The sequence below is a fragment of the Streptomyces fuscichromogenes genome (assembly GCF_014645815.1).
In the GTDB taxonomy this organism is placed as follows: domain Bacteria; phylum Actinomycetota; class Actinomycetes; order Streptomycetales; family Streptomycetaceae; genus Streptomyces; species Streptomyces fuscichromogenes.
In genome coordinates this window covers 89,164-108,577 of the sequence record NZ_BMML01000028.1, presented here as the reverse complement: position 1 = coordinate 108,577, position 19,414 = coordinate 89,164, and the positions used below count along the sequence as shown (strand labels likewise).

Here is a 19,414-nt window from a genome sequence, read left to right as displayed (position 1 = left end):
GACGTGGCAACTCTGGCACATCTTCGCAAGCCTCGAACGCACGGGTCCGCTAGAAGGCATTCGCCCACCTCATCGGCGACTTGGTCCGTTTTCTACCGCCATCACCGGTGCGCACCGATTGACACTCTTCGGTGATCCTTGGGGTCTTTTTCCATGACCCGTTCGGAGCGAGGGGACCGCCCGGAGAGGAACCGGCCGACGACCCGAGCGGGGCCGACGGCCGGCTTGAGCCGGAACGGCACGGGACCGGCGAGCGGCCCGGGCCGCACGAGCGAGGGGCGGCGGGAGGCCGGGGGAAGGTCAGCGGTTCGGGGGCGGGCCGTCGAGGGGGCGGCCGGCGACGCCGGGGCGCTGCTGCCACGGGAGGGGGCCGGCCGGGGGGCGGTAGGCGACGCCCAGGGCTTCGAGGCGCCGGTAGTGGGCGGTCATACGGCGCTCGAAGGCGGCGAAGTCCCGCTCTCCCGGGGCCGGGAGGGCGCTCCAGGCGACCTCGGCGAAGGCGGCGAGCCGGGGGAAGGCCTGGTAGTCCACGCGCGCGTGGTCCTCCATCACCTCGGTCCAGACGTTGGCCTGGGTGCCCAGGATCCGCCGCGCCTGGGATTCGTCCAGCCCCGCCGGAACGGGCTCGAACCGGTACACGTCCTCCAGGGTGCGGACGTATCCGATCGGCACCGGCTCGTCGGCGCCGTCGGCCTGCCGGTGGTCCAGGTAGACGTGCTGCTCGGGGCACATGACGACGTCGTGCCCGGCCCGCGCGGCCGCGATCCCGCCGCCGTAGCCGCGCCACGACGAGACGGCCGCGCCCTCGGCGATCCCGCCCTCCAGGATCTCGTCCCAGCCGATCAGTCTGCGTCCGCGCGCGGAGAGCCACTTCGCGAAGTGGCCGACGAACCACGCCTGCAACTCGTCCTCGTCGGCGAGCCCGAGTTCCTTGATGCGCGCCTGCGCGGCCGGGGAGGCCCGCCACTGGTCCTTGGGGCATTCGTCGCCGCCGATGTGAATGAACTCCGACGGGAACAGCTCCAGCACTTCCTCGAACACCCCCTCGTAGAAGCGCAGGGTGTTGTCAGTGGGGGCGAGTACGTTCGGAGAGATCCCCCAGGAGTCCCAGACGGAGAGGGCGGTGGTGTCGATGACGTCGGTGTTGCCGAGTTCCGGATACGCGGCGATGGCGGCCTGCGAGTGTCCTGGTACGTCGATTTCGGGGACGACCGTGATATGGCGCTCGGCCGCGTAGGCGACGATCTCCCGGATGTCGTCCTGGGTGTAGAAGCCGCCGTGCGGCTTCTCCTCCCACAGCGGTGAGGCCCGGTGACCGAATTTCGTGCGGGTCCGCCAGGAGCCGACCTCGGTGAGCCGGGGGTGGCGCTCGATCCGGACGCGCCAGCCCTGGTCGTCCGTCAGATGGAAGTGGAAGACGTTGAGTTTGTGCGCCGCCATGAGATCGAGGTAGCGCAGGACGCCTTCCTTCGGCATGAAGTGCCGGGCCACGTCGAGCATGAGGCCGCGCCAGGGAAATCGGGGGGAGTCCTCGATGATCTGATGCGGGATGCCGTACCGGATCCCGGGGCTTACGGGGGCCCGCCGGAAAGCCTCCGGGCCGAGCAGTTGCCGCAGGGTCTGGGCGCCCCAGAAAACCCCGGCCGGACCGCCGCCGCGGATCTCGACCCCCCGGTTCGCGATCACGCTCAGCCGGTACGCCTCGGGCGCCAGCGAGTCGTCCAGGCGCAGTCGTACGGCGTCGCGGGCGTCCTCCGGTCCGGACCGCAACGGCAGGCCAAGGGCCGCGCCGAGCACCGAACGCAGCCAGCGTTCGGTCCCCTCGGTACCCGCGGCGGCCCACAGGGTGGTGCCCTCGTCGAACAGCACACCGCACCGCATCGGTCCCTCCACGACGCGCGGCGCGGGAACCAGATCCGTCTCTGAAGTCACGTCAGTCCTTAACCGCTCCGCCCGGTACTGAGACCGGGCGTCGCTGTACGAGTACGAAGAACACCGGCACCGGAATCGTCATCACCGCGGAGGCCGCCCGCACGCCACCCCGGCCGGGGTCGTCCGGCTTGCAGAACACCGGCGGCGCCATGGGCGGCGTGGACCGCGAAGCGCCGCCGAGGATGAAGGACTTGGCGAAGGGGAAGTCGTTCCGGGCGGAGATGCAGGAATACACGCTCGTGACCACCGGGCCCGGCGGGACGAGCGGGAAAAGGATCTGCCGGAGAAAGCACGACCGGCTCGCGCCGTCGATGTACGCGGCCTCCTCCAGCGCCTCCGGCACCCCTTTCACAAACCCCCGGAGCATCCGGATCGCGAAGGGCGGCGAGAAGGCGACGCGGGGCAGCATCGGCGAACCCGGCGTGTTCGGCGGACCGAAGTCCCGCATCTCCGGGAAGAGGGGATGGTGAACGCCTCCACGGGCACCGTCCGGGCCACCAGGAACATGATCGGCAGGGTGGTCCGGAAGCGGAACCGGAATCGGGTCACGGTGGTCGCGGAGAGAAAGGCGACGAGCGCCGAGGCGATCACGACGCCGCCGGCGACGACCGCGCCGTTGACGAAGCGGCGGCCGAATTCCCGCTGCCCGAACATCCGCCGGAAGGAGTCCGGAGAGGGCGGGAGCGGCCACGGCCGGGGCCGGTCGGACTCGGTCTCCCCGGCCCGTTCTCGGCGGCCGGCGGCCGGCGGCCCCGGGCCGCGCCCGAACCCGCGCACAGGATTCACCACGGTCACGGTCCCTCCCGGAGCGCGCTCAGGCACGGGTGCGTTGCAAGAAATGCAACGGCCGTTTCTCTCTGCACAACACCATGGAGGTTAGGGACAACACGAACACGCCGACAAGAGGTCTCGACCACTCTGTGACCGCGGGACGCAGCCCGTGCAACGCGCGGGCACGGCAAAGGCCCCGGAACACACCAAAAGGTGCCCGGGGCCTCGGAGAGCCGAGCGGTCGGACCGGCGGGTTACTTCTTGTCCTTGCCCTCGCCGTCGCCGCCGCTGCCCATGGACTCGTAGATCTCCTTGCACATGGGACACACGGGGTACTTCTTCGGGTCGCGGCCGGGCACCCACACCTTGCCGCAGAGCGCCACGACGGGAGTGCCGTCGAGCGCGCTCGCCATGATCTTGTCCTTCTGGACGTAGTGGGCGAAGCGCTCGTGGTCGCCGTCGCCGTGGGACACCTGCGGCGTCGGCTCTACGAGGGTCCCCGTACCAGTCCCGCGCTCGGGCTCAAGAGTGCTCATAAGTGCCAAGGGTACTGAAGCGCCCGGACAACGGTTGCGGGAAGGCCCGGGGTCAGTTGAGCGAGGGATCGTCCGGGTAGGTGGCGACCATCGCGAGTTCGTTGCGCTGACGGCGCAGGACCTCGCGCCAGAGTCTTTCCGGGGACGGCGAGGAGACGTCGCCGGGTTCGGACTCGACGACGTACCAGGCGCCCTCGACCAGTTCGTCCTCCAGCTGGCCGGGGCCCCAGCCGGCGTAACCGGCGAAGATCCGCAGGGAGCCGAGGGCCGAGGCGAGCAGCTCCGGCGGGGCCTCCAGGTCGACCAGGCCGATCGCGCCGTGCACCCGGCGCCAGCCGAGCGGGGCGCGGTCGCCGTTCGCCCCGCCGGGGATGACCGCCACGCCGAGCGCGGAGTCCAGGGACACCGGGCCGCCCTGGAAGACGACCCCCGGCTCGCCGGCGAGGGCCGCCCAGCCCTCCAGGATGTCGCCGACGTCCACGGGGGTGGGGCGGTTGAGGACGACACCGAGGGAGCCCTCCTCGTCGTGGTCGAGAAGGAGCACCACCGCACGGTCGAAGTTCGGGTCCGCCAGGGCGGGCGTGGCCACGAGCAGCCGCCCTGTGAGCGAGGACACCTCGGTCATGCCAGACATGATCCCGCATCTTCCTGCCCCGTGGGGAGCCAATCAGGGTGTGGGAGTGAATGCGGCCATGATTTAAGGGGGCGGCCTGGTAAGGCCTCGTTCGAGGGGGGCGGGGGGAGACGGGAGGGCGGAAGGGAGCGCCCCCGGCGCACGGGCGCGGCCGGTGACCCCATGTGCCCGATTAGGCACCGTTCGTGTTGTGACACAGCTATGACGCAGCTGGGTGGTCCTTGGGCTTACGGGAGTGGGCCGATGGGCGATTACTCTGTCTCTCCGGCCCTGCCCAACTCCATGGAACGCGAGATTCATGACCGTCAACGACGATGTCCTGCTTGTCCACGGCGGAACCCCGCTGGAGGGCGAGATCCGGGTCCGCGGTGCGAAGAACCTCGTACCGAAGGCCATGGTCGCCGCCCTGCTGGGCAGCGCACCCAGTCGGCTGCGCAACGTTCCTGACATCCGTGACGTGCGGGTGGTGCGCGGCCTGCTCCAGCTGCACGGGGTGACGGTACGTCCGGGTGAGGAGCCCGGTGAGCTGGTGCTCGATCCGACGTACGTGGAGAGCGCGAACGTCGCCGACATCGACGCGCACGCGGGGTCCAGCCGGATCCCGATCCTGTTCTGCGGTCCGCTGCTGCACCGGCTCGGGCACGCGTTCATCCCGGGTCTGGGCGGCTGCGACATCGGCGGCCGGCCGATCGACTTCCACTTCGACGTGCTGCGGCAGTTCGGCGCGACCATCGAGAAGCGTGCGGACGGCCAGTACCTGGAGGCTCCGAAGGGGCTGCGCGGCACGAAGATCCGGCTGCCGTACCCGTCCGTCGGCGCGACCGAGCAGGTGCTGCTGACGGCCGTGATGGCCGACGGGGTCACGGAGTTGTCGAACGCGGCCGTCGAGCCGGAGATCGAGGACCTCATCTGCGTGCTGCAGAAGATGGGCGCGATCATCGCGATCGACACCGACCGCACGATCCGCATCACCGGCGTGGACAAGCTCGGCGGCTACACCCACCGGGCGCTGTCGGACCGTCTGGAGGCCGCGTCCTGGGCCTCGGCGGCGCTGGCGACCGAGGGCGACATCTACGTCCGGGGCGCCCAGCAGCGCTCGATGATGACGTTCCTGAACACCTACCGGAAGGTGGGCGGTGCCTTCGAGATCGACGACGAGGGCATCCGTTTCTGGCACCCGGGCGGCCAGCTGAAGTCCATCGCGCTGGAGACGGACGTACACCCGGGCTTCCAGACCGACTGGCAGCAGCCGCTCGTCGTCGCCCTGACCCAGGCCACCGGCCTCTCGATCGTCCACGAGACGGTCTACGAGTCCCGCCTCGGCTTCACCTCCGCGCTGAACCAGATGGGTGCTCACATCCAGCTCTACCGCGAGTGCCTGGGCGGCTCGGCCTGCCGCTTCGGCCAGCGCAACTTCCTGCACTCCGCGGTCGTCTCCGGCCCGACCAAGCTGCAGGGCGCCGACCTGGTCATCCCCGACCTCCGCGGCGGCTTCTCCTACCTCATCGCCGCCCTCGCGGCCCAGGGCACCTCCCGGGTCCACGGCATCGACCTCATCAACCGCGGCTACGAGAACTTCATGGAGAAGCTCGTGGAGCTGGGCGCGAAGGTCGAACTGCCGGGCAAGGCGCTCGGCTGACGCCTGCACGTGCCTGTACGACGATGGGGCGGCCCCTGGTGGAGGGGCCGCCCCGTCGTCATTTTCGGCGGCGTCGCCGGACGCGCCCCGAAGGGGCGCGGGGAACTGCGCGGCCAGCCACGACGGGCCCGCAGTCACCCACGGCGCTCAAGCGAAGCGCCTCGGCTCACTTGCCCTTCGCGGATTCCTTCAGCTTCGAGCCCGCGGAGACCTTCACGCTGAAGCCGGCGGGGATGTTGATCGGCTCGCCGGTCTGGGGGTTGCGCGCGGTGCGAGCGGCACGGTGGGTGCGCTCGAAGGTCAGGAAGCCGGGGATGGTGACCTTCTCGTCGCCCTTGGAGACGATGTCGCCGACGACGTCGGCGAAAGCGGCCAGCACGGCGTCGGCGTCCTTGCGAGTCACCTCGGCACGGTCGGCCAGCGCGGCCACCAGCTCACTGCGGTTCATGTTGTTACTCCCGTGTTCTTCTTGCCATTGAGGCGTGCCACGCGGCGGAGCCGCATGTTGGGCCGGGACGCATCCTGCCCCCACCTGCGGCGGGAACGCCAATCCGGGTGCCGCCAATACCCTACGGGTGGGCCGAAGGAGGGGTTTCACGACGCGCCGGTCGGATGGCGTGGCAAGTTTCACAAACGTTTGCCTGGGTCGGGTTTCGGATGCCGGCCCGGTGGGGGCTGCTCGCGCCCACGCGGCGGCAGCCGCAGATCGACACAGCCCCGCGCCCCTGACGGGGCGCTGCCCGCAAGGGCGCCTTCAGGCGCCCTTCGCCGCTTCCCGCACCGCGCCCGCGACCGCTCCCGCGACCTTCTCGTTGAAGACGCTGGGGATGATGTAGTTCGGGTTCAGCTCGTCCTCGGTCACGACGTCCGCGAGGGCCTTCGCGGCCGCGAGCATCATGTCCGTGTTCACCGTACGGGACTGCGCGTCCAGCAGGCCGCGGAAGACACCCGGGAAGACCAGCACGTTGTTGATCTGGTTCGGGAAGTCGGAGCGGCCGGTGGCCACCACGGCGGCCGTCTGGCGGGCGATCGCCGGGTCCACCTCGGGGTCCGGGTTCGCGAGTGCGAACACGATCGCACCCTCGGCCATGGCGGCCACGTCGGCGCCGTCGAGGACGTTCGGTGCGGAGACGCCGATGAAGACCTCGGCGCCGCGCACGGCCTCCTTGAGGGTGCCGGTGAGGTTCTCGGGGTTGGTGTTGTCGGCGATCCAGCGCAGCGGCGAGTCGGCCGGGGCGTCCACCAGGTCCTCGCGGGCGGAGTGCACGACACCGTGGATGTCGGCGACGACGGCGTTCTTCACGCCGGCCGCGATGAGCAGCTTGAGGATGGCCGTACCGGCCGCGCCGGCGCCGGACATGACCACGCGGATGTTCTCAATCGCCTTGCCGGTGACGCGAAGTGCGTTCGTCAGGGCGGCGAGGACGACGATCGCGGTGCCGTGCTGGTCGTCGTGGAAGACGGGGATGTCGAGGGCCTCGCGCAGGCGGGCCTCGATCTCGAAGCAGCGTGGGGCCGAGATGTCCTCCAGGTTGATGCCCGCGAAGCCGGGGGCGATCGCCTTGACGATCTCGACGATCGCGTCGGTGTCCTGGGTGTCGAGGCAGAGCGGCCAGGCGTCGATGCCGGCGAAGCGCTTGAAGAGGGCCGCCTTGCCCTCCATGACCGGCAGGGCGGCCTTGGGGCCGATGTTGCCGAGGCCCAGGACCGCGGAGCCGTCCGTCACGACCGCAACGGAGTTGCGCTTGATGGTGAGGCGGCGCGCGTCCTCGGGGTTCTCCGCGATCGCCATGCACACGCGGGCCACGCCCGGGGTGTAGATCATGGAGAGGTCGTCACGGTTGCGGATGGGGTGCTTGGCCTGCATCTCGATCTTGCCGCCGAGGTGCATGAGGAACGTACGGTCCGAGACCTTGCCGAGGGTGACGCCCTCGATGCCGCGCAGCTGCTCGACGATCTGGTCGGCGTGCGCGGTCGAGCTGGCCGCGATGGTGACGTCGATCCGGAGCTTCTCGTGGCCGGACGCGGTGACGTCGAGGCCGGTGACCGAGCCTCCGGAGGACTCCACGGCGGTGGTGAGCTGCGAGACGGCGGTTCCGCTCGCGGGCACCTCCAGCCGGATGGTCATCGAGTAGGAGACGCTGGGCGCCGTTGCCATGGCCGACTTCCTTCGTTGTTTCACCGTGTCGCTGGTTTTGCCGTCCGATCGTCGCACCTACCGCTGGGTAGGCGTTAGCCGGGCCTGATTGCGTACGTATTGTTCGCGCAGAAAAGAGGCCCACGTCACAGGTGACGTGGGCCTCTTCCGACGTTCATGACACCGACCCGCCATGCTCGCCTCGCGGCAAGTGGTCGCTCGCAGCGACGAAGGTTGGGCCCGGGGGCTTGGATCGGGCCGGTGTCACGACAAGGCTAACAAACGGATCCCGCGCGGCCATTCCCGTCGGCGGACTTCACAGAAAACCTCCGCCGAACGGACCTGGCCCGGTCGCCGCCGGCGGCCCCGCCGTCAGTCCCTGAGCAGGTCCGGGACCCCCTCCTGGTCCGGTTCGTCCCGCTCCGCGGAGACCACCGTCAGCTGCTGGGTCGCCCGGGTGAGGGCCACGTACAGCACGCGCAGCCCGGCCGGGGACTCGTCGGCGATCTCCGCGGGCGACACGACGACCGTCGCGTCGTACTCCAGGCCCTTGGCCTCCAGACTGCCCAGGGCCACCGCCCGGTCGCCGAGCCCGGCGAGCCAGCGGGCGGCCTCGGCGCGCCGGTCCATCGCGACGACCACGCCGACCGTGCCGTCGACCAGGTCCAGCAGCCGCTCCGCCTCGGCGCGCACGGTCTTCTCCAGCGAGTCGCGCACGACGACGAAGCGCGGCTCGACGCCGGTGGAGCGGACGGCCGAGGGCGACTTGGAGCCGGGCATGGCGAGGGCCAGGACCTTCGCGGCCAGTTCGGCGATCTCGGCCGGGTTGCGGTAGTTCACGGTGAGCTCGAAGCGGCGGCGCGGGCGGCTGCCGAGGGCCTCGTCGCGGGCCCCGGCCGCCTCGTCCGGGTCGGACCAGGAGGACTGCGCCGGGTCGCCGACGACCGTCCAGGTGGCGTGCCGGCCGCGGCGGCCGACCATCCGCCACTGCATCGGGGTGAGGTCCTGCGCCTCGTCGACGATGACGTGGGCGTACTCGACCCGCTCCTGGGCGAGCCGCTCGGCGCGCTCGCGCTGCGACTCCTCGCGCACCGGCATCAGCTCCTCCAGGCCGGTGAGCTGGTCCAGCGGGTCCGCCTCGCGCCTCTTCCGCGGGCGGGCCGGGGTGCCGAGGATGGCCTGGAGTTCGTCCAGCATGGCGATGTCGTGCACGGTGCGGCCGTCCCGCCTCAGGGAGCGGGCCACCCGGCGGATCTCGCCGGGGTTCAGGACGCGGCGGGCCCAGCGCCCGAGGCGTCTCTCGTCGGCCATCGCCGCGAGGACGGTCTGCGGGGTCAGCTCGGGCCACCAGGCGTCGAGGAACTCGATGAAGGAGTCCTCGGTGAGGATGTCCTCGTCGAAGGAGGAGCGCAGCTCGGCGGCGAGCTCCGGGTCGGTGTGCCGGCCGGCCGCGCCGGAGCGGCTCCACAGGGCGTCCAGGAGGAGCTTGCGGGCGCGGGGGCGCAGCAGGTTGACCGGGGCGGTGCCGCCGAGCGCGTTGTGCCGGACGCGCTCCAGGTCCGCGGCCTCCAGCTCCAGGCGGCGGTTGAAGGCGACGACCCTGAGCCGGGCCGGTGAGTCGTTCAGCTCCAGGGCGCCGCGGGCGGCCTTGCGCAGCACCGGGAGCATCCGGGAGGAGCCCTTGGCGCGGGCGGTGGCCGGGGTGTCGTACAGGGTGGCCTCGGCACCCTCGACGAGGGAGCCGATGGCGCGGATGGCGACCTGGCCCTCCTCGCCGAGGGAGGGCAGCACCCCTTCGGTGTACGCGACGAGGAGCGGGGTCGGGGAGACGATCAGGATGCCGCCCGCGTACCGGCGCCGGTCCTGGTAGAGCAGGTAGGCGGCCCGGTGCAGGGCGACGGCCGTCTTGCCCGTCCCGGGGCCGCCCTCGACGTACGTCACGGAGGCGGCGGGGGCGCGGATGACCAGGTCCTGCTCGGCCTGGATGGAGGCGACGATGTCCCGCATGGTGTGACCGCGGGCCTGGCCGAGGGCGGCCATCAGGGCGCCGTCGCCGATGACCGGCAGGGTGTCGCCGTCCAGGAGGGCGGTGAGCTCGGGGCGCATCAGGTCGTCCTCGACACCGAGGACCCGGCGGCCCTTGGAGCGGATGACCCGGCGTCGTACGACACGCCCGGGATCCACCGGAGTGGACCTGTAGAAGGGCGCCGCGGCCGGCGCCCGCCAGTCGATGACCAGCGGGGCGTAGTCCTGGTCGAGGACGCCGATACGGCCGATGTGCAGGGTCTCGGCGATGTCCGCGGTGTTGTCCTCGCGGACCGCGCCCTCGGCGGGCTCCACGGCGGTGTAGGCGCCGTCGGGCCCCTTCTTGCCGTCCTTGCCGAGGAGCAGGTCGATACGGCCGAAGAGGAAGTCCTCGAACTCGTTGTTGAGCCGGTTCAGGTGGACGCCTGCCCGGAAGACCTGCGCGTCCCGCTCGGCGAGCGCGCCGGGCGTGCCTACCTGACCGCGCTTGGCCGCGTCGTTCATCAGGAACTCCGCCTCGTGGATCTTCTCCTCGAGACGGCGGTACACCCGGTCGAGGTGTACCTGTTCGATGCTGATCTCACGGTCCCGGACGGTGTCCTGTGCGGATTCCCGTTCGGAGCCGTGCGAGCCGACCGCGGATTGCTGAGCCTGAGCGGCCACCGGGCCCCCTTCTGACGTGCTGGGCAGCCGTCAACCGTACGCGAAGGGGGCCCGCCGAAGCTACGCGCTGACCGAGACGAGCTTCTTCCCGTCGAAGGTCATGACCTCGAAGTGGTCGATCTGGTTCGGGGTGAAGGCGGCCCCGCCGTTGACGTAGAGGGGCTGCTTGGCCTTCTCCGTCTTGGCGTCCGCGATGCCGTAGCCCCAGGTCGGGACGGACCAGGAGGACACCGTCTCGCGCTCGCCGTTCTTGCCCACGGCGATCAGCGAGCACTTCTGCGGGCCGGTGACGTTCTTGAGCTGGAGGACCGCGTGGGTGCCCCAGTCCTTCTTCTCCAGCGCGACGGTCGCCGTGACGTGGCTCGTCGGGTCGGTGGCCGTCTTCTTGTCGCTGAGGGTCTGGAAGGCCGCCGCGGCCTGACTGGCCCCCGCGGCCGTGTTCGACGTGCCGTCCGAGCCGCCGCTCGTCGCCAGCACCGCCAGCGGGCCGCCGACGATCAGCGCGATCGAGGCCGCCAGCGCGAAGAGGTTGCGCCGGCTGCGGACCTTCCGCTTCTCGCTGACCTCGACGACGAGCTTCTCGACCATCCGCGGACTGGGCTTGGCGGACAGCGACTCACCGATGGACGGTGTCGATCCGGAGCCCGGCAGATCGGCCAGGGCCGCCAGCATGGGCTCGATCCCGGCCAGCTCGTCGAGCTGCTGGGCGCACCACTCGCACCCGGCCAGATGGGCCTCGAAAGCGGTTGCCTCGGCATCGTCGAGAATCCCGAGCGCATACGCGCCGACAGTCTCGTGCTCATTGGGCACCGGTGATTCCTGCATGGCACCAGACATACCCGAGCCGCCTGTGCCGAATCCGCCGTGCCCCCCGTACACACTCATCACGCCGTCACCCCCCGCTCCTCCAGAGCCAGCTTCATCGACCTGAGGGCATAGAAAACCCGCGAACGCACGGTGCCGCTGGGTATCCCCAGCGTTTCGGCAGCCTCGTTGACGGTACGCCCCTTGAAGTACGTCTCGACGAGCACCTCCCGGTGGGCCGGGGTCAGGTCGTCGAGCGCGTCGGACAGCGTCATCAGCCACAGCGCCTTGTCGATCTCGTCCTCCGCGGGGATGACCTCCAGCGGCGACGGATCGACCTCCTGCGGCCGGGCCTGCCGGCTGCGGTGACCGTCGATGACGATGCGGCGAGCGACCGTCACCAGCCAGGGGCGTACCGATCCGGTCGCTCGATTGAGCTGGCCGGCGTTCTTCCAGGCACGGATGAGTGTCTCTTGCACGACGTCCTCGGCGCGTTGCCGATCACCGGCGACCAGCCGAAGGACATACGCAAGGAGAGGTCCGGCGTGCTCTCGGTAGAGGGCACGCATCAGCTCCTCATCAGGCTCCGAGGGCTGGGACATGCGATGTCGGGCCCTCGATCCACGTTCATTGGCCACGGCCGCATCCTTGCGCACGCCCACCTCCGGTGTCCGGGGGTTCCCCCAGTCGGTCGCTCCCCCACCGGTACGGAAGTGACTCGCGGTGTGTTCAACAAGACCCCACATTTTTCGGCGAGGTGACATGACGAGCGGGACATGACCCCACATTCCCACCGCGTGATCTTTACATTTCCGACACAACGTCTAAGGCGGCGGGAGTGCCCGTACTCACCGGTCACCAAACGGAGTGTTGTCGAAATCACTTTCACGGAGCTTCGGTGAAGATCCGACAGAAGTCGCGAATGGGACGGGAGTTGGGATGAGATGTGACGACGGTCACGCACAATTCGGCGTGTTGCGACGCGCCGGGAAGGCGTGTTCACGCGCGGGCGAGCGCCGCGCGACGCCGGTGCCGGGCCACCCGCTCGCGGTTCCCGCAGACCTCGCTGGAACACCAGCGGCGCCGCCGGCCCCGGGAGGTGTCCAGGTACACGAGAGGGCAGTTGTCGCCCTCGCACTCCCGGATCGCCGCCCGCGCGACCGGGTCGGTGAGCAGTTCCACGGTGTCCCGGGCGACGGCGGCGAGCAGTGCGGCGCATCCCGGCGGGCCGGCCAACTCCCGGACGAGGAGTCCGTCTTCGCCGGGCACGGCGCGCGGGGCCGGGGGTGCGGCGGCGCGCGCGAGGTCGTTGACGCGGGCGAGCGCGAGGTCGTACGGCCGGGCCTCGGGGGTTTTCCGGCCACGCACCAACTGGCGGACGTTCCCGCGCAGTTCGCGGAAGCCGAGGAGCCAGCCGGCGTCGGCGTGGGCCAGCGCGGTGCCCGGCGGGACGAGTCCGGACCCGGTGATCCAGGCCCGCAACGGTTCGAGCCCGTCGAGCCGTTCGCCGGGATGCGTGGTCGCGAGCAGATCGAGGCAGATCCGCCCGGCGTCGAAGCGCAGCTCGTACCCGGCCGCGGCCGTACCCAGTGCCATGTGCCTGTCACCGCCTAGGACAACCCTCGGACAACCCTCGGGGGAACCGTTCCGTTCACAGTGCCCGGTACGGCGGACGGCCGGAAGTCCTCGTACCGCTGTTCCACGGGTTCCGGACGGGTTCCGGACGGGTTCCGGTACGCCCCCGCCCGCGGCACGGGCCGTCCCCAGGGTGATCCGCGGACCCGCGCCCGCCCCCGGACCTCCCACCGGACCTCTCACCGGATCTCTCACCGGACCTCTCACCGGGCCTCCCCGCGGGGTGAGAGCAACGTTCCCTTCCGGTCACCCACAGCCACAGCGCGGAAACGACGCCTCCCTACCTTCGGGCCTAGTCACTCGTAGCAGACCGAGCACGCGGAGCACCGTGGAGGCGTCATGACAGCCCCAGCCCCTACCTCACGCAGTCACTGGATCCAGGAGTGGGATCCGGAGGACGAGGCGTTCTGGAACGCGACCGGCGAGAAGGTCGCCCGGCGCAACCTCATCTTTTCCGTCCTCTCCGAGCACATCGGGTTCTCGATCTGGACCATGTGGTCGGTTCTGGTGCTGTTCATGGGGCCGGAGTACGGGCTCACCCCGGCCGACAAGTTCCTGCTCACCTCGATGGTCACGCTCGTCGGCGCGGTCGTGCGGGTGCCCTACACCTTCGCCGTCGCGCTCTTCGGTGGCCGGAACTGGACCATAGTCTCCGCCGGTCTGCTGCTCATCCCGACCGTCGCCGCGTTCGCCGTGATGAAGCCGGGGACGTCGTTCGACACCTTCCTGCTCGTGGGGCTGCTGGCCGGCATCGGCGGCGGTAACTTCGCGTCCAGCATGACCAACATCAACGCCTTCTTCCCGCTGCGGAAGAAAGGGTGGGCGCTCGGGCTCAACGCGGGCGGCGGAAACATCGGCGTGCCCGTCATCCAGCTCGTCGCCCTCGCGATCATCGGGGCGAGCGGCGGGCCGCGGGTGCTGCTCGGCATCTACATCCCGCTGATCGTCGTCGCCGCGGTCCTCGCCGCCCTCTTCATGGACAACCTCGCCACCGTGAAGAACGACACCGGCGCCGCGATCGACGCCGCCAAGGACGGCCACACCTGGATCATGTCCTTCCTCTACGTCGGGACGTTCGGGTCGTTCATCGGGTACGCGTTCGCCTTCGGGCAGGTGCTCCAGGTCCAGTTCGGCCGTACGCCCCTGCAGGCCGCCTACCTCACCTTCATCGGCCCGCTGCTCGGCTCCCTCGTCCGGCCCGTCGGCGGCTGGCTCGCCGACCGGTACGGCGGGGCGCGGATCACCCTCTGGAACTACGTCGGCATGGCCGCCGCCACCGCCCTGCTCGTCGTCGCCAGCATGCAGAAGTCGCTGCCGATGTTCGTGACCGTCTTCATCGTGCTGTTCGCGCTCAGCGGGCTCGGCAACGGGTCGACGTACAAGATGATCCCCGGCATCTTCCAGGCCAAGGCGCTCGCCAAGGGGCTGGCGGGGGATGAGGCGGCCGCCTACGGGCGGCGGCTGTCCGGGGCCGCCATGGGGCTCATCGGGGCGGTCGGCGCGCTCGGCGGCGTCGGCATCAACCTCGCCTTCCGGCAGTCCTACCTCTCCTACGGCAGCGGCACCGGGGCCTTCGTGGCCTTCCTGGTCTTCTACGGCCTGTGCTTCGCCGTCACCTGGGCCGTATACCTTCGCCGGCCGGCCGCGCAGCAGCGGGCGACGGCGGCCACCGAGGCAAAGGCGCAGCTCAGCTACGCCGAGGTGTGACGTAACACCGGTGACATCAAGCCGAACCGAGCCTGTCACGCACCGTTGACAGGCTCGTTCGGCATTGCGGGTCAGCTAGGAGAGCGGTCATGGCCATGGACGAGGTACAGCAGCGAACGGACCCCGGTCCGAACGGCCCTCTCGCGGGGTTCACCGTGGGGGTCACGGCCGCGCGCCGCGCCGACGAGCTCGGGGCGCTGCTGCAGCGGCGCGGTGCCGCCGTGCTGCACGCCCCCGCCCTGCGCATCGTGCCGCTCGCCGACGACGGCGAGCTGCTCGGCGCCACCAAGGAGATCATCGACCAGGCGCCGGACGTGGTCGTCGCGACCACCGCGATCGGCTTCCGGGGCTGGATCGAGGCCGCCGACGGGTGGGGCTTCGGCGAGCAGCTGCTCGGGCGGCTGCGGGGCGTGGAGCTGCTGGCCCGGGGGCCCAAGGTCAAGGGGGCCATCCGGGCCGCCGGGCTGACCGAGGAGTGGTCGCCGTCCTCCGAGTCCATGGCCGAGGTGCTCGACCGGCTCCTGGAGGAGGGCGTCGACGGCCGCCGGATCGCCGTCCAGCTGCACGGGGAGCCGCTGCCCGGCTTCGTGGAGTCGCTGCGGGTGGCGGGCGCGGAGGTGCTGCCGGTGCCGGTGTACCGGTGGATGCCGCCGGAGGACCTCGGGCCGGTGGACCGGCTGCTGGACGCCGTGGTCTCCCGCTCGGTCGACGCGCTCACCTTCACCAGCGCACCCGCCGCGGCCTCGCTCATCTCCCGCGCCGAGCACCGCGGCCTCCTCGCCGACCTGCTCGCCGCCCTCGCCCACGACGTCGTCCCCGCCTGCGTCGGCCCGGTCACCGCGCTGCCGCTCCAGGCCCTCGGCGTCGACACGGTCCAGCCGGAGCGCTTCCGCCTCGGCCCCCTCGTACAGCTGCTCTGCCAGGAACTCCCCTCCCGGGCAAGGGCGTTGCCCATCGCCGGGCACCGGGTGGAGATCCGGGGGCACGCGGTCCTGGTCGACGGCGCGCTGAAGCCGGTGCCGCCGGCCGGCATGTCCCTGCTGCGGGCGCTCTCGCGGCGGCCGGGCTGGGTGGTGGCCCGCGCCGAACTCCTGCGCGCCCTGCCGGGCGCGGGCCGCGACGAACACGCGGTGGAGACGGCGATGGCCCGCCTCCGTACGGCCCTGGGCGCACCGAAGCTGATCCAGACCGTCGTCAAACGGGGCTACCGGCTGGCCCTGGATCCGGTGGCGGATACGAAGTATGCGGATGTGTGAGACACGGGCCTGAACCACCGTGGGCCGGGTCGTGCTCCCACCGCGTCCAAGCCGTTGGGCCGGTGCGCGGCAGGCGTGAGCGGCCCGGTGTCTCCCGGACCCTCGCGCCCGGGAGATCCGCGACGACATCCGCGAAGCCTCCCGGCCCTCGAACGCGTCGTCATCTGCCGGTGCCGGCTCGCCTCCCTACCCGGACAGCATGGGAACCCAGTGCTCCATCACCTGGCTCAGACGCCGGCGGTGGTCGGCGATCCAGTCCTCCGGGGGGACGAGCGGGACCCGCACGGTGACCATGGACCCGGACTCGTCCGCCACGACCACCTCCGGGCAGTCATGCTCGCCGGTGAGCCGGATGAAGACGGAAGGCCCTCGGCTCATCTCCATCCAGGCCGCGTCCTCACCGGCGTCGAGCCGGTCCAGCGCCGCGGCCCAGCTCTCCAACCTCGCGACGGACAACGCCAGGTCGACACGGCCGGACACGAAGGGCGTCCTGACGACGATTTCCGCGTCAAGCCCGGCGGCCCACCGGGGACTACGTCCCAGCACCTTGAGCAGGACGCTGTTGCCCTCGTCGTCGGCGAGCGAGATGAGTTCGCTCGGGGGGCTGTCGACCATGGTCGGCCTTTCGTCGGCAACTGACGAGCGGCAGCCGGGCCGGTCGTGGTCACTTCCAGTGCAGCGACTTGGCGACCGCCTCGAACAGGTTGACCATGGCGTCGGCGAACATGTCCAAGGACGTGGAGAACGTGAGCAGCAGGACCGCCTGGGTGTTCGGCACCCTGACCGCGTAGTCCACCACGGTCACGGGCAGTTGGTTGCCGGTCGGGTCTTCGGCGTCCGGGACCGTACGGGTGCGCCGCATCGTCGCGGGCCCGGCGAAGGGCAGCACGACGTCGGTGACCTCCTGGGACCGGCCCTTCGCTTCGAGGCGGACGTCCTCCTCGGCCGGGGCCACCGTGACAAGGAGCGAGGAGGAGAGCGGAACGGGACCGATGGAGGTCGTCGAGACATAGAGCTCGACGCCCCCGTTCTCGTAACCTTCTTCCGCTCGCGCACCCACGGCCTTGACGAATTCCCGCTTGAGGAGCACGGCGTCGTCCTGGCCCTCGAAGACGCGATCGGCGAGTGCGCGGATCGGCGTCTTCCAGCCGTCGGGTTCGAGCGGAATCCTGAACCAGCCGTCCGGGACGAGCATTCCGTAGTCGCTCGGAGGGAGGGTCTCTCCGTCCGTACGACCGTCGGCGACGGCATCCGGCATTCCTCAGCCTTCCTTGACCTCGGTCAGCTCCAGCGACTCGGCCAGCGTCTGCGCCAACTCCAGCAACGCCTCGCTGAAGACGAGATTGGTCCACGACATCCGGAAGGCAAGGATGTTGTCGACCTGCGGCGGAATCACCGCGTAGGTGACCGTCTCCATCATCGTCTTCTTCTTGAAGAGCGAACCGGTCTCGACCGCGAGAAGTTCCTGGACCCGTACACCGGGCCCGGCCGGAAGGTTCACCTCGGTCACGCTCCGGCGCTCGGGCGACGTGGGAAGGACAGTCTCCAGAAGACCGGGAAGGCGGTCCGGGGAGCGGTATCCGTCACCGTCGTAGTCATGGACCTCGTAGACGGCGGTCAACGCCTTCGCCGCGTCGATCACGTAGGCATAGGCGAAGGTGGGGGCGCCCAGATCAGCCGTGGCCGCCACACGAGCCAGTGCCGAGGCCAGCTCACGCATTTCGCTGCGCGGAGCGTCTGTACCCAGGTACTGCCGGGCGGCCCGCTTGGCCCACTCCCCGAACTCCGCGTTCTCCCCCAGGGGAAGTCTGATACCGCCCTCGGGCTCGGAGATCAGGCACTGCCACGTCACGTCGTCACCCACGCGGAATTCCTCCCGGCCGTCACGAACCCACCGTCCAAGCGGTCTTCCACCTGTTGTACGGATTATCCCATTCCGTGAGGCCGTGGAGCTTGTCATTCCCGTCGATGGCGGTCGCCGCGGCGGTGTAACCGAGCCACCTCTGCCCAGCGGATCGCACATAGTCGGTGAACTTCACACCGCCCATGCTTTCGAACTTGCCGAGAATCGGGACCTCTTTGAGCGCCTTGCTGGACTCGATCCACTCCGGATTGCCGAAGGGCCGGGCTCCCCGCCAAGCGTCCCTTCCGAAGAGTTTCCCCACCTCTTTGAAGTCCTTGAGACCCTTCACGGCGTCCACCGTGTCACGGTAGACCACCTGGGGATTCAGGACGTGCTGGAACTCCCGCAGTTTTCCGAAGGCCCCGGGCAGATCCCCTGCGAGTCTCCGCGACGCCTCTTCGGCGACCTGGTTGGCGATCTTGGTGGATTTGCCCTTCAACGTGTTGGCCGCCTTCGCCGATCTACCGGTCAACGAGTTGGCCGCCAGGAAGTCGGCACGGGCCGAGCGGCTTGCCGTCTGTACACCCCGCACACCCGCCGCGGCCGCCCTGCCCGCGCTCAGCGCGGCGCGCCCCAGCCCGAGGGTGAGCAGGGCCACGCCGTCCAGCACCAGGTCGGCGATGCTCGCGTCTCCCGAGAAGACCAGCACCAAGTGACAGGCGAGGGACACCACCGTCGCGAGCAGGGCGATCGCGTCCAGCACACCCGCCAGCGCCCAGCCGATCACCGGGATCCAGCCCACCAGCAGCGAGGCGAGTGCGCAGGCTGTCGCCACCCAACCGGCGATGTCCGCGACGCTCTTGAGCGCCCCCTTGATGTTCTCCCAGGTGGAGTCCTTCAGTTTGTCGTGGTCGATGAGCGCCTCAAGGGCCCGGGCCGCCTTCTCCCCGGCCCGGTTGCGGGCGTTCTTGGCGGCGTGCACCCGCTTGATGGCGTTCTCGACACGACCGTCGACCTCGTCCCGCTTCGTGGTCAGGTCACGCTTCTTCTGCTCGTGGTCGTCCGCGGACCTGTCCAGGGCGTCGAGCGACCTGTCGAGACGGTCACGCTCATCGCGGTCGCGCTCGGCGTCGTTACGGGCCTTGTCCGCCGCCTGCTGGGAGGACGCCAGGACCGAGGCGTACTTCTCGTCCGGAAGGTCCGTCTGCTCACCCAGGAGATCGGCAGCCGTCTCGAAGCGGTCCAGGACCTTCTTCAGCCGTCCGACGGTCCCCTCGGCCGTCCTGCGGAACTCGTCAGCGGCGTCGCTCTGCCAGCCGTCCACTCCGCAGAGGGCTTCGATGTTGCCCGTCTGCCTTCTGATGGCATCGGCCACCGAGCGGAATCGCCGGCCCAGCTTCGCCACGGCCTCGGGGTCCCCGGGCACCGGGTCGGAGTCCAGCTCGACCGGTGACCAGTCCTTCGGTCGGGACATCATCTCCCTTGCCTCCGGGGTTTCTTCTCCCGCTCGCGGACCGCGTCGGCGAGGTCGGTGTCAATCTGCTCGTAGGCCTGGGCCGCGGCCTTCGTGATGGCCGCCAGCTTGGTCAGCTCCCCTTCGAGCTTTCCCCGCCTGTAGTCCCAGTTGTCGGCGAAGTCGTCGAGCCGGTCGGTGAGTTCCTCGTGACCGACGACCTCGCGGCTCCAGCCGTACGTGCCCTTGTCGTCGAGCCCTTGCAACTCCTCGACGATCTTCTGGATGCCCATGGACACACTCTTGAGCACGTCGAGGTCGTCGATCCTGGTCCTGTCGCCCACGGCGCCTCCTACAGCCGGAGGGCTCCGGCCGACCC

General features: G+C 70.2%; 17 protein-coding genes and 1 pseudogene. 3 read left to right on the top strand and 15 right to left on the bottom strand.

Annotated elements, in window-relative coordinates; all coding sequences use genetic code 11:
- Positions 1–300: 300 nt before the first annotated feature.
- The 4 genes and pseudogenes from IEZ11_RS41545 to IEZ11_RS41530 form a co-directional block, all read right to left on the bottom strand.
- The gene (locus tag IEZ11_RS41545; RefSeq protein WP_189268243.1) at positions 301–1,932 is read right to left on the bottom strand and encodes a beta-N-acetylhexosaminidase; all 1,632 of its coding nucleotides are present in this window, start codon (positions 1,930–1,932) and stop codon (positions 301–303) included.
- Position 1,933: 1 nt separating this feature from the next.
- Positions 1,934–2,655: pseudogene (locus IEZ11_RS41540) on the bottom strand (carbohydrate ABC transporter permease); the annotation flags it as partial.
- A gap of 302 nt (positions 2,656–2,957) precedes the next feature.
- Entirely contained in the window at positions 2,958–3,239 is a 282-nt protein-coding gene (locus IEZ11_RS41535) for a DUF3039 domain-containing protein (RefSeq protein ID WP_189268242.1), read from the bottom strand.
- A gap of 52 nt (positions 3,240–3,291) precedes the next feature.
- Positions 3,292–3,864: a YqgE/AlgH family protein gene (locus tag IEZ11_RS41530; protein ID WP_189268241.1), complete on the bottom strand. Its 573-nt coding sequence runs from the start codon at positions 3,862–3,864 to the stop codon at positions 3,292–3,294.
- A 307-nt stretch (positions 3,865–4,171) separates the two neighbouring features.
- On the opposite strand from IEZ11_RS41530, the gene murA reads away from it, so the two are divergent.
- Positions 4,172–5,512, top strand: a complete 1,341-nt coding sequence (gene murA, locus IEZ11_RS41525) for a UDP-N-acetylglucosamine 1-carboxyvinyltransferase (RefSeq protein ID WP_189268240.1) — start codon at positions 4,172–4,174, stop codon at positions 5,510–5,512.
- Positions 5,513–5,678: 166 nt separating this feature from the next.
- Here the strand turns inward: murA and IEZ11_RS41520 are convergent, their stop codons facing one another.
- The 6 genes from IEZ11_RS41520 to IEZ11_RS41495 all read right to left on the bottom strand — a co-directional run bounded on the left by IEZ11_RS41520 (position 5,679) and on the right by IEZ11_RS41495 (position 12,737).
- A complete protein-coding gene (locus tag IEZ11_RS41520; RefSeq protein WP_189268239.1) occupies positions 5,679–5,960 on the bottom strand; it encodes an HU family DNA-binding protein in 282 nt (93 codons plus the stop codon).
- A gap of 306 nt (positions 5,961–6,266) precedes the next feature.
- Entirely contained in the window at positions 6,267–7,670 is a 1,404-nt protein-coding gene (locus IEZ11_RS41515) for an NAD-dependent malic enzyme (RefSeq protein ID WP_189268238.1), read from the bottom strand.
- A gap of 351 nt (positions 7,671–8,021) precedes the next feature.
- Positions 8,022–10,337 (bottom strand): HelD family protein, encoded by a 2,316-nt coding sequence (locus tag IEZ11_RS41510; protein ID WP_189268237.1) that lies wholly within the window; start codon positions 10,335–10,337, stop codon positions 8,022–8,024.
- Between the two features lie 60 nt (positions 10,338–10,397).
- A complete protein-coding gene (locus IEZ11_RS41505; protein ID WP_308426584.1) occupies positions 10,398–11,222 on the bottom strand; it encodes an anti-sigma factor family protein in 825 nt (274 codons plus the stop codon).
- Entirely contained in the window at positions 11,222–11,743 is a 522-nt protein-coding gene (locus IEZ11_RS41500; RefSeq protein WP_010039908.1) for a sigma-70 family RNA polymerase sigma factor, read from the bottom strand. The genes IEZ11_RS41505 and IEZ11_RS41500 overlap by 1 nt, the downstream gene beginning before the upstream one ends.
- Before the next feature lie 397 nt (positions 11,744–12,140).
- Positions 12,141–12,737 (bottom strand): CGNR zinc finger domain-containing protein, encoded by a 597-nt coding sequence (locus IEZ11_RS41495; protein WP_189268235.1) that lies wholly within the window; start codon positions 12,735–12,737, stop codon positions 12,141–12,143.
- Positions 12,738–13,115: 378 nt separating this feature from the next.
- Between IEZ11_RS41495 and IEZ11_RS41490 the strand changes: the two genes are divergently transcribed.
- Both IEZ11_RS41490 and IEZ11_RS41485 read left to right on the top strand, forming a co-directional pair.
- Positions 13,116–14,483, top strand: coding sequence for a nitrate/nitrite transporter (locus IEZ11_RS41490; protein ID WP_189268234.1), 1,368 nt, complete (start codon positions 13,116–13,118; stop codon positions 14,481–14,483).
- A 95-nt stretch (positions 14,484–14,578) separates the two neighbouring features.
- Positions 14,579–15,739: a uroporphyrinogen-III synthase gene (locus IEZ11_RS41485; RefSeq protein ID WP_189268258.1), complete on the top strand. Its 1,161-nt coding sequence runs from the start codon at positions 14,579–14,581 to the stop codon at positions 15,737–15,739.
- Between the two features lie 186 nt (positions 15,740–15,925).
- Here the strand turns inward: IEZ11_RS41485 and IEZ11_RS41480 are convergent, their stop codons facing one another.
- From IEZ11_RS41480 to IEZ11_RS41460, 5 genes are read right to left on the bottom strand one after another with little or no spacing between them, the layout of a single operon-like run.
- Positions 15,926–16,354: a DUF5959 family protein gene (locus IEZ11_RS41480; RefSeq protein ID WP_189268233.1), complete on the bottom strand. Its 429-nt coding sequence runs from the start codon at positions 16,352–16,354 to the stop codon at positions 15,926–15,928.
- A gap of 49 nt (positions 16,355–16,403) precedes the next feature.
- Positions 16,404–16,997, bottom strand: a complete 594-nt coding sequence (locus IEZ11_RS41475) for a hypothetical protein (protein ID WP_189268232.1) — start codon at positions 16,995–16,997, stop codon at positions 16,404–16,406.
- A 3-nt stretch (positions 16,998–17,000) separates the two neighbouring features.
- Positions 17,001–17,603 (bottom strand): hypothetical protein, encoded by a 603-nt coding sequence (locus IEZ11_RS41470; protein WP_189268231.1) that lies wholly within the window; start codon positions 17,601–17,603, stop codon positions 17,001–17,003.
- 19 nt (positions 17,604–17,622) lie between these two features.
- A complete protein-coding gene (locus IEZ11_RS41465) occupies positions 17,623–19,056 on the bottom strand; it encodes a putative T7SS-secreted protein (protein WP_189268230.1) in 1,434 nt (477 codons plus the stop codon).
- Positions 19,056–19,379, bottom strand: a complete 324-nt coding sequence (locus IEZ11_RS41460; RefSeq protein ID WP_189268229.1) for a hypothetical protein — start codon at positions 19,377–19,379, stop codon at positions 19,056–19,058. The genes IEZ11_RS41465 and IEZ11_RS41460 overlap by 1 nt, the downstream gene beginning before the upstream one ends.
- Positions 19,380–19,414 lie beyond the last annotated feature (35 nt).

Coding starts and splice junctions, on each gene's coding strand:
- IEZ11_RS41535 (WP_189268242.1), bottom strand. CDS start 3,239: ATGAGCACTCTTGAGCCCGAGCGCGGGACTGGTACGGGGACCCTCGTA.
- IEZ11_RS41530 (WP_189268241.1), bottom strand. CDS start 3,864: ATGACCGAGGTGTCCTCGCTCACAGGGCGGCTGCTCGTGGCCACGCCC.
- murA (WP_189268240.1), top strand. CDS start 4,172: ATGACCGTCAACGACGATGTCCTGCTTGTCCACGGCGGAACCCCGCTG.
- IEZ11_RS41520 (WP_189268239.1), bottom strand. CDS start 5,960: ATGAACCGCAGTGAGCTGGTGGCCGCGCTGGCCGACCGTGCCGAGGTG.
- IEZ11_RS41515 (WP_189268238.1), bottom strand. CDS start 7,670: ATGGCAACGGCGCCCAGCGTCTCCTACTCGATGACCATCCGGCTGGAG.
- IEZ11_RS41505 (WP_308426584.1), bottom strand. CDS start 11,222: ATGAGTGTGTACGGGGGGCACGGCGGATTCGGCACAGGCGGCTCGGGT.
- IEZ11_RS41500 (WP_010039908.1), bottom strand. CDS start 11,743: ATGTCCCAGCCCTCGGAGCCTGATGAGGAGCTGATGCGTGCCCTCTAC.
- IEZ11_RS41495 (WP_189268235.1), bottom strand. CDS start 12,737: ATGGCACTGGGTACGGCCGCGGCCGGGTACGAGCTGCGCTTCGACGCC.
- IEZ11_RS41490 (WP_189268234.1), top strand. CDS start 13,116: ATGACAGCCCCAGCCCCTACCTCACGCAGTCACTGGATCCAGGAGTGG.
- IEZ11_RS41485 (WP_189268258.1), top strand. CDS start 14,579: ATGGACGAGGTACAGCAGCGAACGGACCCCGGTCCGAACGGCCCTCTC.
- IEZ11_RS41480 (WP_189268233.1), bottom strand. CDS start 16,354: ATGGTCGACAGCCCCCCGAGCGAACTCATCTCGCTCGCCGACGACGAG.
- IEZ11_RS41475 (WP_189268232.1), bottom strand. CDS start 16,997: ATGCCGGATGCCGTCGCCGACGGTCGTACGGACGGAGAGACCCTCCCT.
- IEZ11_RS41465 (WP_189268230.1), bottom strand. CDS start 19,056: ATGTCCCGACCGAAGGACTGGTCACCGGTCGAGCTGGACTCCGACCCG.